This window comes from Mesorhizobium sp. PL10 (assembly GCF_053714315.1).
The window spans coordinates 321,740-334,797 of record NZ_JBSKBR010000004.1 but is presented as its reverse complement, the minus strand read 5'-3'; the positions used below and the strand labels follow the sequence as shown (position 1 = coordinate 334,797).

The 13,058-nt window shown below is 60.2% G+C and carries 13 protein-coding genes and 3 pseudogenes; 5 read left to right on the top strand and 11 right to left on the bottom strand.

Features of this window, described 5'->3' with window-relative positions:
* Positions 1 to 70: 70 nt before the first annotated feature.
* Positions 71 to 292 (top strand): hypothetical protein, encoded by a 222-nt coding sequence (locus ACWGTO_RS09940; RefSeq protein ID WP_454574674.1) that lies wholly within the window; start codon positions 71 to 73, stop codon positions 290 to 292.
* 13 nt (positions 293 to 305) lie between these two features.
* Here ACWGTO_RS09940 and ACWGTO_RS09935 read toward each other — a convergent pair.
* A pseudogene (locus ACWGTO_RS09935) lies at positions 306 to 532 on the bottom strand (3-methyl-2-oxobutanoate hydroxymethyltransferase); the annotation flags it as partial.
* 239 nt (positions 533 to 771) lie between these two features.
* Between ACWGTO_RS09935 and ACWGTO_RS09930 the strand changes: the two are divergent.
* Positions 772 to 1,113, top strand: coding sequence for a hypothetical protein (locus ACWGTO_RS09930; protein ID WP_454574673.1), 342 nt, complete (start codon positions 772 to 774; stop codon positions 1,111 to 1,113).
* Positions 1,114 to 1,159: 46 nt separating this feature from the next.
* Here the strand turns inward: ACWGTO_RS09930 and ACWGTO_RS09925 are convergent, their stop codons facing one another.
* From ACWGTO_RS09925 to ACWGTO_RS09910, 4 genes are all read right to left on the bottom strand, one after another.
* Positions 1,160 to 1,351 carry a hypothetical protein gene (locus ACWGTO_RS09925; protein ID WP_454574672.1) on the bottom strand — a complete coding sequence of 64 codons (192 nt, stop codon included), beginning with the start codon at positions 1,349 to 1,351 and terminating at the stop codon, positions 1,160 to 1,162.
* A 347-nt stretch (positions 1,352 to 1,698) separates the two neighbouring features.
* On the bottom strand, positions 1,699 to 2,001 hold the full coding sequence (locus ACWGTO_RS09920) for a putative quinol monooxygenase (protein ID WP_454574671.1): 303 nt from the start codon (positions 1,999 to 2,001) through the stop codon (positions 1,699 to 1,701).
* A gap of 60 nt (positions 2,002 to 2,061) precedes the next feature.
* Positions 2,062 to 2,865 carry an SDR family NAD(P)-dependent oxidoreductase gene (locus ACWGTO_RS09915; RefSeq protein ID WP_454574670.1) on the bottom strand — a complete coding sequence of 268 codons (804 nt, stop codon included), beginning with the start codon at positions 2,863 to 2,865 and terminating at the stop codon, positions 2,062 to 2,064.
* Between the two features lie 19 nt (positions 2,866 to 2,884).
* Positions 2,885 to 3,619: a glutathione S-transferase family protein gene (locus ACWGTO_RS09910; protein WP_454574669.1), complete on the bottom strand. Its 735-nt coding sequence runs from the start codon at positions 3,617 to 3,619 to the stop codon at positions 2,885 to 2,887.
* Positions 3,620 to 3,730: 111 nt separating this feature from the next.
* Between ACWGTO_RS09910 and ACWGTO_RS09905 the strand changes: the two genes are divergently transcribed.
* A complete protein-coding gene (locus tag ACWGTO_RS09905) occupies positions 3,731 to 4,315 on the top strand; it encodes a TetR/AcrR family transcriptional regulator (protein ID WP_454574668.1) in 585 nt (194 codons plus the stop codon).
* A gap of 178 nt (positions 4,316 to 4,493) precedes the next feature.
* Here ACWGTO_RS09905 and ACWGTO_RS09900 read toward each other — a convergent pair whose 3' ends face one another.
* Positions 4,494 to 5,531 (bottom strand): DUF1254 domain-containing protein, encoded by a 1,038-nt coding sequence (locus ACWGTO_RS09900; RefSeq protein WP_454574667.1) that lies wholly within the window; start codon positions 5,529 to 5,531, stop codon positions 4,494 to 4,496.
* A gap of 110 nt (positions 5,532 to 5,641) precedes the next feature.
* Here ACWGTO_RS09900 and ACWGTO_RS09895 point away from each other — a divergent pair, with 110 nt between their 5' ends.
* On the top strand, positions 5,642 to 6,541 hold the full coding sequence (locus ACWGTO_RS09895; RefSeq protein ID WP_454574666.1) for a LysR family transcriptional regulator: 900 nt from the start codon (positions 5,642 to 5,644) through the stop codon (positions 6,539 to 6,541).
* Positions 6,542 to 6,709: 168 nt separating this feature from the next.
* On the opposite strand, the pseudogene istB reads toward ACWGTO_RS09895, so the two are convergent.
* The 5 genes and pseudogenes from istB to ACWGTO_RS09870 all read right to left on the bottom strand — a co-directional run bounded on the left by istB (position 6,710) and on the right by ACWGTO_RS09870 (position 11,247).
* Positions 6,710 to 7,456, bottom strand: a pseudogene (istB, locus tag ACWGTO_RS09890) (IS21-like element helper ATPase IstB).
* 52 nt (positions 7,457 to 7,508) lie between these two features.
* Positions 7,509 to 8,981 (bottom strand): annotated as a pseudogene (gene istA, locus ACWGTO_RS09885) (IS21 family transposase).
* Positions 8,982 to 9,570: 589 nt separating this feature from the next.
* A complete protein-coding gene (locus ACWGTO_RS09880; protein WP_454574665.1) occupies positions 9,571 to 10,455 on the bottom strand; it encodes a hypothetical protein in 885 nt (294 codons plus the stop codon).
* Between the two features lie 69 nt (positions 10,456 to 10,524).
* The gene (locus ACWGTO_RS09875) at positions 10,525 to 10,758 is read right to left on the bottom strand and encodes a hypothetical protein (protein WP_454574664.1); all 234 of its coding nucleotides are present in this window, start codon (positions 10,756 to 10,758) and stop codon (positions 10,525 to 10,527) included.
* A 30-nt stretch (positions 10,759 to 10,788) separates the two neighbouring features.
* Positions 10,789 to 11,247, bottom strand: a complete 459-nt coding sequence (locus tag ACWGTO_RS09870) for a BA14K family protein (protein WP_454574663.1) — start codon at positions 11,245 to 11,247, stop codon at positions 10,789 to 10,791.
* 1,154 nt (positions 11,248 to 12,401) lie between these two features.
* Here ACWGTO_RS09870 and ACWGTO_RS09865 point away from each other — a divergent pair.
* On the top strand, positions 12,402 to 12,941 hold the full coding sequence (locus tag ACWGTO_RS09865; RefSeq protein WP_454574662.1) for a hypothetical protein: 540 nt from the start codon (positions 12,402 to 12,404) through the stop codon (positions 12,939 to 12,941).
* Positions 12,942 to 13,058: the final 117 nt, after the last annotated feature.

Genomic DNA, 13,058 nt, shown 5'->3' with positions numbered 1-13,058 from the left:
CAACCCGCCAGCATTCTCATCTTGATTGACGCAACGCTCGCACCTTCATTGTCGCGCCGCAAGCGAATACTTGAGCGATCAAAACGAAGCCCAAACGACCGATCTCGTCGGGCTGACTGCAGACATTGTCGATCGTGGCACGGCAGTCGGCATGTATTTGCACGACCTCGTGTATGTCGCGGCCGAGCGGTCGGCGTTGCAGACGGGCAGTTTTGGGGCCGGAAGCGGATTGTCCGCTTTTGTGTCCGTAGCGGAGATAGCTGACCTTCAAGAGAATCTCACGGCCTGTTGAGTATCTTGGCTTCCTATAGCCTGAGAGCGGTCCTAAAGGTGGAGAACTCGTCATCAGTGATAGTGATCTGAACCACGTGCTGCGGCTCGGGGTAGGCGCCGGTCTTCACGTCGGAGATGAACTCGCGATAGGCGGCGATGCGCTCACGTGCAGCCGCTCATATTCGGCGGCGAAGTTGCGGTAGGTCTTGGCGTGGCGCGGCTTGTGGCCTGATGTGTTGCCGAGCACATCCTCGCTGAAGCAGTCGATCTGCGAGATTGAACAAAAAATCCGGTCTTATGTAGCAAACGCACCAACTTTCCGATAGCCCGCCGGCATCGTTTTCATACCCTGTAGGCATGCCAAGAGTTGCCCCTATCGTACGATCTACCCGATACCAACACGCCATCAACACGCTTATTGCGAAGCGTGCCGAGATATCGGGCGCAGTCCGGTTCAAGGGTGCGGACCTAGCTGACGATCTCCAGCACATAGACGCCGTGCTGCTCATTCTAGGCTACAAGGGCGACCCTTCGCTTATCGTGCCGCTACGGCGCACCCCAGGCCGCTTCCGCAAGGGCGAGCTTTACCGGCTGATCCTGAAGCGCGAGGCGGAAGGCAGCAACGCCAACAAGGAAACGGCCCGGCGCATTGTCGCAATGAAAAGGCTGGGAGCCGTCACTGGTCGAGCGGATAAGGCAGTGCGTCAATACCGCGAAAGTCCGGCGAAGGCGGAAGGCTCGCAATGCCCTTATGGCTGGGTAGCGCCAAACGGCTTAGTTGCACAATTTCTAATATGCGATAATTTTAAGCTGTGCGGGAGAGGGGTCCACCCGCAGTGACCGGTGCGGCCTGCACCCCCAAGCAAAACCCGGGTCGCACCGGTCATCATCCCGGCCAATCATGCGGTTCGCGCTGGCGATTTCTCTGCATTTCAAGGAACTGTGCGGCGTGTTGGCCCCATTCGGCGGCCGTAATTTTGTTTTCGCTGACAGACTTTCTGAAAGCCTCGCGCAACGCGACAAGGTCAAAGACCCACAAGCCTTCGCCTTCGTTGCTGTTCGATGTCACTTCACCCATCCTCATTCAACGGCGATAGGCCCTTAAGGTTCAGGTTGATAGGAAAGGTGTCTGACTTTTTTTGGGTGCATCCGGGATCATGCCTCGCATCGCTGCCAATAGCCCTTCCAGACACGCGATACCGAATGATTGAGCGCGCCACCAAAATGCGGCCAACGCCGCTCGCTCCCACACGGCGCGCCGCCTAGCTCACGGTCCCCTCCTTTGGAGGCGGTTCAACGTGCTTGGTGCGTTTGCTACATAAGACCGCAATAATGCTTCTAGGTTGAGAGCTTGGTTGCTTCTTGCCGAATCGGAAGCGTGGTCTGGGCTCTGGGCCAACAGACCCGGGGCGCCATCGACACTCTCTAAGCCGGCAGCTTTGCAGCGAGAACGTCTGCTCTGCGGATTTGAGGCGGCGCCGCAAGTAGTTCGCTAGCCTTAGCCATCAGCGCGGCGGCAATCGGTCCAGCGAGATGAGCTTGCCGGCCGGTCTCGTCATTGAATGTGTCGAAGATCGCAAAAGTATCGGTATCTAATCGGATCGCGAACCAGGCGATTGTCCCAGCCTCGGCCACAGCAAGATCTCGCGCACCCGCCAGGAATGCCGCGACCTCTTCTTCTTTTCCAGGCTTTGCCTTCAGTTCAACAAAGAGCGATACGCCGGTCATGATCCTTCTCCCTATGGGCTGCATTGCCATCAACGATGACGCTCGACCGTCTCTTCCTGATCAGAGCGCCGAATGATCCCGTACGGCCTCGGCGAGCGCCGGTTTAAGGTCGAGGAAGCGCTGGTCGATAGCAGCCGGGTCCTCCCGGTTGAGCGCGATCATCTTTGACCGTGCCTCGCCGCCGCGGATCACCTCGAAGGCGTCCGCCTCTATGCCCGCGACAATCGCGTCCGCCACCGACGAGGCCGGCTCCCGGCTGAAGCCAAGATCGGGCCCCGCGCGGTTCGACTTCATCATCGGCGTGTCGGTCCCGCTCGGATAGACGGTCAACATATGCACGCCCTCGCCTTTCAGTTCCCGCCGCAGGGCCTCGCCGAAACGGGCAAGCCCGGCTTTCACGGCCGCATAGGTGGCGTAGAAGGGCGTGCCGACCAAAGCTATGCCGGAGGTGACATTGACAACCAGCCCGTCTCCGCTTGCCCGCAAGGCCGGAAGGGCGGCCCGCGTCAGGAGGATCGGTGCCACGAGATCGACCTCGACCATGGCCCGGATCTCGGCCTCCGAAGTATCCTCGAGCCGTCCAGCCCGCACGCCGCCGGCATTGTTGATCAGGATGTCGAGGCCGCCAAGCGTGGCCGTCGCGGCCGAAAGGGTTGCGGCACGGCCTTCCTCCGTCGATACGTCGGCGGCGACCGAATCGACCTTGCCAAAGCTGCCGAGCCGGGAGACAGCCTCCGCCAGCGCATCCTGTCGCCGCCCCGAAATCACCACTTGCGCGCCTTTTGCCAACAGCGCTTGCGCTGTGGCAAGGCCGATGCCGCTCGAACCTCCAGTGAGGAGAACCTTCTTGCCTTCCAGCTTCATGGTCTTCAGCTCCACGCCCTCACGACTGCGCTGCCGGCCGGGCGGCCCATTGCGCCGCCTCCGGGAAATTGGACGGAAACAGCGCCCGCTTCGTCTCCTCGTCGTTCACCTTCTTGAATTCGTGATCCATGCCGACGGCGCGGGCGCGGGCGACCGCCGGACGGGCGTCGATCTTCTCGAACCAGCGCTTGATGTTCGGGAATGCCGCCAGCGGCTCTTCCTCACCCGTCATCACGCGCGAGGCGCGGTCGATCCAGCCCCAAGCCGACATATCGACGATCGAATAGTCGGTGCCGACGATGTAGTCGCGTCCGGCAAGGTGATCATCGAGCACGCGATAATGCCGCTCAACCTCACGCCGGTAGCGGTTGATGGCATAGGCATTGCCTTCCGGCGCCGCATACTGGAAATGCACCGCTTGACCCGAGAACGGCCCAAGGCCGGTGCCGAGGAAGAACAGCCACGACAACAGTTCCGGACGGTCCGCCGGGGTGCCGATGCAACGGCCGACCTTGTCGCCGAGATAGAGCAGAACGGCGCTGGAATCGAACACTCGCGCTTCCTTGCCACCGGGTCCTTCCGTGTCCACAATCGCCGGCACCTTGCCGTTCGGATTGATGGCGCGGAATGCCGGCAGATGCTGCTCGCCCTTGCTGGTATCGACCGGCACCACCTCGTAGGCAAGTCCGGCCTCCTCCAGGAACAGCGCGACTTTGGCAGGGTTGGGCGTGGGGTGGAAATAGAAGCGGATCATGGTTCCTCCTCAGAGCCGCCTTGGCCCGGATTGCATTTTAGATCGTTCGATATAAAATGCATTGCACGGCGAGCAAAGGCAATAACTTCACGCGGATTTGTTGAAGCAGGCATGGCGAGACCAAGGGAATTCGATGAGACGGCGGCCCTGGATGCGGCCATTCAGCAGTTTTGGGCGAATGGCTATGAGGCGACCTCGGTCCGGGACCTCGCCGGATGCATGGGCATTACCGGCGCCAGCCTTTACAACGCCTTCGGTGACAAGCGTTCGCTTTACCGGCAAGCGCTTAACCGGTACGTCGACCAGAGCTTCGGCGACAGGGTTCGTCGCTTCGAGACACATTTGCCGCCACGCGAGGCAATCCGGGCCTTCTTCAGCGAGATCATCGAGCGCTCACTTGCCGACCCTCAGCGGAAGGGTTGCATGCTGATCAATTCAGCATCGGAAGTCGCGCCGCATGACCCGGAATTCCAGCCCGTCATCGCCAACATCCTCGCCGAGGTCGAGGCCTTCTTCCGGCGCTGCGTCGACAAAGGCCAAAAGGACGGCTCGATCGCTTGCCTTCTGTCTGCCGACGATCTCGCCCGGCACATGCTGGCTATTCTGGTCGGCATTCGCGTTCTCGTGCGTGCTCGACCAGAGCGTGAATTGCTGGAGGGGATGGTACGGCCGGCCATGGCGATGTTGGATAGCTAACCCGCGGCCCTGTCGGTAATTTGGCGGCTAGTAGGGGTCGCGAGAGGACTGACAGCTTCGGCCGTGGATCTTTGATTGCGGACGTTAAGTTCGGCGTGGGCATCGTCGTGACCTGACCCAATCCGGTATTTGCCGTGAGTTGGTCCGGCCGAGCGCAACGAGAAACGGAGAAGCGGCTTCAACTTGCGGGTTGTGCCAGCGGAAATCCCCACGTGCCGTTGAGGATTTCTGCTCGCGGGCGGAACAGACGTACCGTGTAATTCCAACCCGGCGCGATCGGCAGGCAGTTCTGGATCTTGCCGTCGCAGCCGCCGAACTCGATGGTGACCGAGCCGTCCGGGCCCTTTTTTGCCGTGACGGAGTTCACCGAATAGGCATTGTACTGGTTGGGCTGGAGGTAGCCCTTGCTGTTGTAGACGGTGAGCGACCAGAACCCGTCCACAGGCACATCCCCGACGCTGAGCTTGTGGACCGTGCTGCCGTCGTTTCGGGCCGGCGTGATCGGCAGATAAAGCGCATCCTTCTCCGGGTAGCCGCCCCAAAGCATGGCGCTTCCGATCAGGTGCCTGACCGGGTCGACCTCACTCGCATTGGCGCCAAACATGCGCCGAGTATCCGAAACCGTGGTCCCGAGCTGCACAAGCGCGGCTTGTATTTTTTTGAGGCCTGCCTCGTCCCAATCGGGAATTTCGAACGTGCCGGGACGTTCCTGGCTGAACTTGATCGCATCCTGCAGAGTGTGGACCTCATCGACATCGTCCTTGTGCGAGAAGTCGACAAGGAAACGGACGACGACAATGGCGTAGCGCGTGCCGATCATCTCCTTGGTCAGGATATGAGTACCCGCGCCGTAATACGTGGCCGAAGTATATTGATCCTGGTTGACGACCTGCATCCCCTCGAAGCGCTTGCCGGCGTCCGGCGGGGCGATCGTCACCGGCCCGGCGTCGAGGTCGACGATCGCGAATGAATACAAGGTGTCGCGGTTCGGGCGAGGAATGCCTTGCTGCACGGGAGGCGCAAGCTCGCGGCCATGGCGGAATTTTCCGAAGCCGCCGTTCTTGACCACCCCGGCGAAATTAACGTCGGTCTGGGCGCGGATGTAGTTGTCGACGGTGACGGGCTTGGCAGGCGCGGCAGTTGCCTGTGCCGATGCGATGGAACTTGCTATCGCCAGCGACATGGCCGCCAAGATCCTCATGGTGGTCTCTTTCATGATGCTTTCCGTACAATGAGCCCTTCCCCGTACAGCATCCTAGATCGGTCAAATATGGAAATTAACGACCAAGATTGACAGCAAGCCTATCGAATCTGGTAGGCTATGCCATGGACTTGAATGCCACCCGGATGTTTGTCGCGGTTGTCAGAGCCGGCAGCCTCTCTGCTGCGGCGGGCCGTCTCGGAATGCCGCTTCCGACGCTGAGCCGCCGAATCCGTGACCTGGAGCGTCAACTCAAGGTGCAACTGCTGGAGCGCTCGGCGCGCGGCACGAAATTGACCGACGCCGGGACAAGGCTGTACGAGCAGGCCGCCCGCGGGATCGAGGCATTGCTGGAAGCCGAGCAGGCCGTGGTGAGCGATCAGGCACGGCTGAAGGGGCGGTTGCGCCTGTCCTTGCCGCAGACGTTTCAGCCATGGTGGGATCTGATCGCCGCCTTCCAGCGCAGCTACCCTGGTGTTCAGGTTTACGTCTACTCAACCGAGCGTCGCATGGACCTGGTTGAGGACGGCATCGACGTCGCCCTTCGTGTAGGCGCGGTCGTTCACGAGGCGATGGTGGCGCGACATATGCTGTCGTATCGCAACATTCTTGTCGCCAGCCCGAAGTTGGTGGAGCGCTTCGGCATGCCGGCGGAGCCCGACGCACTTCATCGCTTCCCCTGCGCGGTATGGGCGTCGCGCGTCGATGCCGCGGTGCGCTGGGAGTTGGGCAGCCATGTGGTCGAGCCCCAGGCGGTCCTGTCCACCAACGATTATCACCATCTGTGCAGCCGCGCGCTCGGCGGCGACGTGGTGACGGAACTGCCGCCGTTCCTGGTGGCCGCGCCCATCCGGGAGAAGCGCCTGGTGCCGTTGCTGACGCAGTACCCTTTGCCGGAGTGGTCGATCAATCTGGTCTATCCGCCTCATCGCCACCCATCCACCATTGTCAGGACCTATCTGGACTTCTGCCAGGGCTATCTTCCGAAAATCGTCCACGCTTGCGATGTCGGTGCCCCGGGATGAGGGAAAATCGAGCCTAGAACAAACGCCCGCTAGCAAGCAGCGCAGTGAATGACTGCTTCCTTGGCGCGACCACGACCTCCAGGATTGTCACCTGCGATGTCGGCTTTCGGGCGTGTTGATTTTCACTGAGAACTGACCCGGCATTTCCACCGAGATTTGACCCGCCTGTCATGTATGTTTCGGTTCGGGGTTGAGGGTCAAGGTTCTGGCTTTCTCCTTCGCTTTCTTAGGCTCGTGTGCGGAGCTGTTCTTGAACCGGAAGCTGTCGTTTCCGGTTTCCAGGATGTGGCAATGATGGGTGAGCCTGTCGAGAAGGGCGGTTGTCATCTTGGCGTCGCCGAAGACACTCGCCCACTCGCTGAAGCTGAGGTTTGTGGTGATGATGACGCTGGCGTTCATAGAGCTTGCTCAGCAGATGGAAGAGCAATGCCTACCTGATGCACCGAACGGCAGATAGCCAAGTTCGTCCAGGATCACGAGATCGGAATGCACGAGGCGATTGGCGATCTGGCCGGATCTCCCCTGTGTCTTCTCCTGTTCCAGCGCATTGACCAGCTCGACCGTCGAGAAGAAGCGAACCCGCTTGTGATGATGCTCGATGGCCTGCACGCCGAGGGCCGTGGCAACATGGGTTTTGCCTGTTCCGGGGCCGCCGACAAGCACAATGTTGTGAGCTTCATCGACGAACTCGCAACGATGAAGCTGCCGCACGAGTGCATCGTTGATGTCACTGCTGGCGAAGTCAAAGCCGTTGAGATCGCGATAGGCTGGAAAGCGTGCGGTCTTGAACTGGTAGGTTGTCGACCTGACCTCGCGTTCTGCCGTCTCGGCCTTGAGCAGTTGCGACAGGATCGGAATGGCAGCTTCAAACGCCGGCGCTCCCTGTTCGGTGAGTTCGCCTACAGCTTGCGCCATGCCGTGCATCTTCAGGCTCCTGAGCATGATGACGATTGCGCCGCTGGCAGGATTATGACGCATGGCGCACCTCCAGGGCCTTTCTCAAAGCATCATAGCGTTCGACATTGGCCTTCGGCTCGTTGGTCAGCGTCAAGGCCTGAGGAGCATCGATGGTGGGGGCGTGAGGGATTTGCCATCGATCAGGCGATGGAGCAGATTCAGCACATGGGTCTTGGTGGGAACACCGCCTTGCAACGCCGTTTCCACGGCGCAAAGTACGGCCTGCTCGTCGTGTTGAAGGCAAGCGCCAGTATGTCGACCATCTCGCGATCGCCGCCCGGCTTCTCGAGCAAATGCTGCTGCAACGACCTGAATGCATCGGGAAGTTCAGCAAACGGTGCTCCGTTGCGTAGGGCGCCTGGCTTGCGCTGAACGACAGCCAGATAGTGCCGCCAGTCATAGATCGTCTGTCCTGGCCGATCATACGAGCGATCGACGATGCGGCGATGTTCACAGACGATCAGACCCTCTGCAGCGACAACGACACGATCCGGATAGACCCTAAGGCTCCCGGGCCGATTGGCAAAGGACGCCGGAACGCTGTAGCGGTTGCGCTCTAAATGCACGAGACAGGCATGAGAGCCTGGGCTTCCTCAGCCCAGATATCGGCAATGGTGCCGCGCATTCTTCCATGCGAGGTCTTGTGCCAGAACTCTTCGCATCGAAGCTCCAACCAGTCGTTCAGGGCTTCCAGTGATGGAAAGCGTGGAATCGGTTGAAAGAACCGGTGACGCGCATCCTGCACGTTCTTCTCGACCTGTCCCTTCTCCCAGCCAGAGGCCGGATTGCAGAACTCAGGCTCAAAGAGATAGTGGCTGGCCATTGCCATGAAGCGGACATTGACGTCGCGCTCCTTGCCGCGGCCGACTTTGTCGATCGCTGTCCGCATATTGTCATGGATGCCGCGCCGGGGAACGCCGCCAAAGACACGGAAAGCATGGTTATGGGCGTCGAACAGCATCTCATGCGTCTGCAACAGATAGGCTCGCACGATGAAGGCCCTGGAGTAGCTGAGCTTGGTATGGGCCACCTGCAGCTTGGTGCGTTCATGGCCGATGATTGCCCAGTCCTCGGACCAGTCGAACTGGAATGCTTCACCAGGATCAAACGAAAGCGGCACGAACGTCCCGCGTTCTGTCGTCTGTAACTCCCTCGGCAGATCAGCTTTCCACTCCCGAGCAAAAGCCGCGACACGACCATAGGATCCCTCATAGCCAAGGCTAAGCAGATCGGCATGGAGCTGCTTGATCGTGCGTTTCTGTTTGCGGTTCTTTTTGGCTTCCGTCCTCAGCCAGGCTGACAAACGGTCGGCAAATGCGTCAAGCCTGCTCGGCCGCACTGGAACCTTGAACTTCGGCTCCACCTCGCCCACCCGCAGGTATTTGCGCACGGTATTCCGCGACAGGCCGGTCCTACGGCTAATCTCACGGATCGATAGATGCTCTCGAAAATGCCAGCGTCGGATCACGCTCAGTAATGCCATGTCGATCACTCCGTAGCCCCCGCTGAAAAAACGCGGGGCAAGGTTCAAACATGGGTCAATTCTCGGTGGAAATATCCCGTGTTACCGGGTCAGTTCTCATTGGCAATCAACACCCGGCGCCAGTCCCGGCGCCGGGGCTTCCAACGGTTGGGCCTTTAGGCCCAGGGGGCCCCGAGTCTTAATTGAGGAATATCTAATATGCTTATAAATTCATCAGCGCGGGGGATTCACCCAATCCCGCATTGGCCGGTGCAGCAGCGCTGAACCCAAGCATCCCAACTGCACCGGCCATTTGGCTACGGCTCGTCGTGGTGGAGGGTGACTTCGCCAGGTTCGAAACCGGTGGCCTGCTTAAGGAACAGTTTGGGCGTATTCGGCCCATGCTCCCGAGCCGATTTCTTGAATACCTCCCGCAATTTCTTGGACATACGGTTCATCGCGTTGCGGCTAATCGATCCAGTCGAAGCCTGACTTCTTTGGGTTATGTGGTCTTTTGGGCGAGGCCGACAAGAAAATTCAGAGGCCACCGACTGTCCGGCCTCGGGGGAACAATCCACCGAGGCAGGATCTGAGTAGCTAAAGGGGTCTCCTAAAACCCAAGTCGGATCCAGACACGCTGGCGATAGCACCGCCTGCGATAGCGGCCATGACGCCAATAGCGGCGGCAGATCCGTCTCCAGCCGCGGCGCCTACGACGGGGACGATGCCACCGGCGATGATAGACAGGCTGCGGCTGCGTGCCATCGTCGTCGAAAGGCTCCGTATCCGGCACGTCGAGTTCATCGAGAATGCCGGGACCGGCATTCGGAACCCCGGCCACCGCATTGAGTGGTCGAACCGTGCTGGCAAGGGCCGCCGCCCCCGCAACACCAAACATTGCCGTCAGGAATGATCGCCGATCCATCAAAACCTCCCATTCATCGCCTGCCCGAAGGGGCAGGCTTGCGTTGAAACGCGTGCGGAACACGGGCGGTTCCTGACAGTTCTCGAACAGGGCTACTATTTCGTTATTGCGGGCCGCGGACATGACCCGGCCTTCGTGCCCCAGGGCCCGCGAACGGACGCTTTCGTTCGTGAGCAGATCGAGTTGGTCGGCGACGTCCTTCGCGTAGACAATAAATCGGCTGACGATCGCCCCTGACAGGCGGACCCGGAAGAAGCCGCTGGTAACAAGTCGACCTAATGCGGCAACTGGTTGATGACGAAGATTGCCGCCGCAACCGCCACCACCATGAGCGAAACCGCGATCACGCGTAGGCGCTTCGATGAAATCTGGCGCCGAGGCCGGGCTATTTTTGTGCCATTGTACGCGCTGTAAATGCGCCGGCCATCTTCGCCGAAGCGGGCGCTGTTCGGATAGGCCTTCCTTGGCTTTGGGCGCGGTCGAAGTATTCCCATGGCCGAATGATAGCCTAGCAATGCGTATTAGCGATTCAGAAAGGCCCCGACAGCGCGCGTTTCCCGCCGCCGCCATCTCCGCCGACGCGTCCCCGCGCCTTGGCGCCCCGGTGGCGGCAAGGAATCGCCACTGCGCCCGCCGCCCTTATCTCGCCATCACTTCTTGCTGTTCGCACCCTCGCTTGAGGCGATACATCTCGGGCAATAATTGTCTTTCCCGCCGAAGGGAGCCCATCACCAGCGCGCTCTGAGGGTCAGAGGCGGCGGTCCGTTTAGCCAAGCTCCCTGGCTGGCGCAATGCGGTGCGCAGGACCTTGAGCACGCAGTAGGTTCTGCCGGCAAAATGAAAGCCCACACCGTCACCGGCACGGGCTTCCATCAGCCTCCCGTGTTCGATCCGCCCGGGAGCCTAGTAGGGCGAATAGCACTGCTGACGTGGGCCGTCATAAGGCTGGAAGGTGTTGTCCGATGCGCGATAGGATCTGTAGCGGTCGTAACACCACTGCACATGCGCATCGCCGCCACGATAGACCCGGTTCTGGTTGTTGATGATTGCGCCGGTAATCAATGCACCAGTTGCGAAAGCAGCAAGCGGGAACCAGAAGTCGCCGTGACGGCGATAGCCGCGACGGTATTCGCGGTAGCCGCGATGACCGTTCCAATACATGCCGTCATTGCGGGAAAAGTTGCGATTGCGGTTGAGGTTGCGGTGTCGTCGCCAATCCTGGTACTGCACGGCCTGCACGTCCGACGAAAGCCCTTGCACCAGCGGCACATAGCTCGGCTGGGCATTGACCGGGACGATCTCGGCCGCAACGAACGAAGCGGACAGGGTTGTCGCCAGCAAACCCGATATGATCCTGTTCATGGTTTCCTCCTTGAAAAGGGGGCGGTTGACGTCCCTTGTGGCAAGGAAACGGGCAGGCCGGGCAATTGTTCCCGCCACGAATTGCAAGCGATTGTTTTCGTGTGGGTTCCTCGCTGGAGACATGGACGCGAAACAGGGGCTTCAGGCTCTGGTCTCGTCGGTGCGCGATGCCCGGCTGCACCACGCCGAGCCCGGGAAATCCGCCTTCCATGCCCCGCTTTTTCCTAGGAACGCCTGCCGGACGTCAGATGAACGAAGGCGGCCAGATAGCTCGAAAGCGCTAGTCAGAAGCGCCCCCAGGCTGCCGGCTCCAGGAGCCATGACGACGTGAGCAAGGCCGATATGATAGCCCCATCGCCAGCAAAGTGATCTTGGCAAAACCAGTCCTGCCACACTAGCTAATGCGCCATGCCGGCATTGCAGTTCACATGAGCGTGTTGAAAGGCCACGCCAGCGCCAGCACGAAGTGGAAGGGCGGGCGCCCCAGCGTACGAGTCTTCCTTGCCTACTTGCGCACGCTCAGTGACAAGCCGATCCCGCTGCCCTGAAATCCTGGATTGCCCATCTGATCAACCCAACGGATTTGTTATCGGCTTCGCCGGTCCTCGCGAAGAACGTTGTAGAGAAGCAGGCCAGCCATCAAAGATACAACGGCGCCTAACATGTCCTGGCCGGTCAGTCCTGAATAAAATAGGAAAGCGAATGCCAACTCAGCCATGGTTCACCCAGGAAGTTGTAGGACCTCCTAGAGAACCTTTAGGGCGCGCTAATGTTCCTGCGGGCCCGCGCGGATATTCCCCACCGCTAGGGGCAAGCCGTCCAGCCCCTTCCTCTTCTCCGGCGGCGTGGTTCGTGAAATGCAGCATCCGGTCATCGCGGCCGGCTGCCCTGCACTCGTGGCAGAAGATCACCTTGATCAGATCCCAATGCATGCAGCCCCTGATCCGGTCCGAGCCGCTTGACCAGTTCGGAGCGCCCATTTCGCTCTGAACGATGGATCCCGAGCAAATGTTCCCGGGGACATAGCCCGGCCCTGCGAAATCCGCCCCACCGCGGAGCTGAAACCAAAACAAAAGCGAGAACGGCGGCGACCTGATCCTTTTGCAGGAGTTACCGAGGAGTTGCGTGCTTGGTTTGACGAAGAACCGTGGCGGATGAGCCGGGAGCTGCTCGAGCGTCTGCAGCCGGAGCGCTCAGAGAAATACCCCGATCTCCTTTTGCGCACGCTGCAACGCCGGGTGAAGATATGGCGCAAGGAAAAGGCTCACGCGATGGTGTTTTGTACGCCGCCGGCGATCACGATCGTCAAGACAATGACTAGGCATCCGGCAGGAACTGTCCATCTGCCTTTCTGGGTGGGCAGCGAGTGGTGCAAGCAGTTCGTTGGTGAACAGTGGTCACAGCGCACACCAGGCGCGGCTTCTCGCGTCTGGAACAGCAGAAGCTTCGCGAACGCAATGAAGCTCTCGACTGCCGTGTCTATGCTCGCTCCGCCGCGTGGATCAATCGATGCCGGCCGCTGGCCAGAATCGACCTGGCGCGACCTCGAAGCGCAATTCGGCAAGAACGTCGTTGACCTGGAGCCTACGACGCCAGCCGAAGCCAGGGCGCCGTCATTGACCTCAGCTTCGAACGCTCAAAACACTCGTTCTCAAATCCGGCACCCCGGCGCGGGACAAGGCGGGTTCGCCTGAGCCGCTGGATGGAGTGACGAAGCGCCTGCCGAGACAACGGCGCTATCCGAAACGAATCGGCCTGCGCGGCGGACGATTTGCGCCATCCTTCGCTCCCCCGAGAATTGTAACGCCCGG

Excerpts from the sequence above, each read along its gene's own strand:
- ACWGTO_RS09895 (WP_454574666.1), top strand. The coding sequence starts at position 5,642 with ATGGACTTGAATGCCACCCGGATGTTTGTCGCGGTTGTCAGAGCCGGC.
- ACWGTO_RS09920 (WP_454574671.1), bottom strand. The coding sequence starts at position 2,001 with ATGACCGGCGTATCGCTCTTTGTTGAACTGAAGGCAAAGCCTGGAAAA.
- ACWGTO_RS09905 (WP_454574668.1), top strand. The coding sequence starts at position 3,731 with ATGGCGAGACCAAGGGAATTCGATGAGACGGCGGCCCTGGATGCGGCC.
- ACWGTO_RS09870 (WP_454574663.1), bottom strand. The coding sequence starts at position 11,247 with ATGAACAGGATCATATCGGGTTTGCTGGCGACAACCCTGTCCGCTTCG.
- ACWGTO_RS09865 (WP_454574662.1), top strand. The coding sequence starts at position 12,402 with ATGAGCCGGGAGCTGCTCGAGCGTCTGCAGCCGGAGCGCTCAGAGAAA.
- ACWGTO_RS09880 (WP_454574665.1), bottom strand. The coding sequence starts at position 10,455 with ATGGCGGCGGCGGGAAACGCGCGCTGTCGGGGCCTTTCTGAATCGCTA.
- ACWGTO_RS09915 (WP_454574670.1), bottom strand. The coding sequence starts at position 2,865 with ATGAAGCTGGAAGGCAAGAAGGTTCTCCTCACTGGAGGTTCGAGCGGC.
- ACWGTO_RS09925 (WP_454574672.1), bottom strand. The coding sequence starts at position 1,351 with ATGGGTGAAGTGACATCGAACAGCAACGAAGGCGAAGGCTTGTGGGTC.
- ACWGTO_RS09875 (WP_454574664.1), bottom strand. The coding sequence starts at position 10,758 with ATGGAAGCCCGTGCCGGTGACGGTGTGGGCTTTCATTTTGCCGGCAGA.
- ACWGTO_RS09900 (WP_454574667.1), bottom strand. The coding sequence starts at position 5,531 with ATGAAAGAGACCACCATGAGGATCTTGGCGGCCATGTCGCTGGCGATA.
- ACWGTO_RS09910 (WP_454574669.1), bottom strand. The coding sequence starts at position 3,619 with ATGATCCGCTTCTATTTCCACCCCACGCCCAACCCTGCCAAAGTCGCG.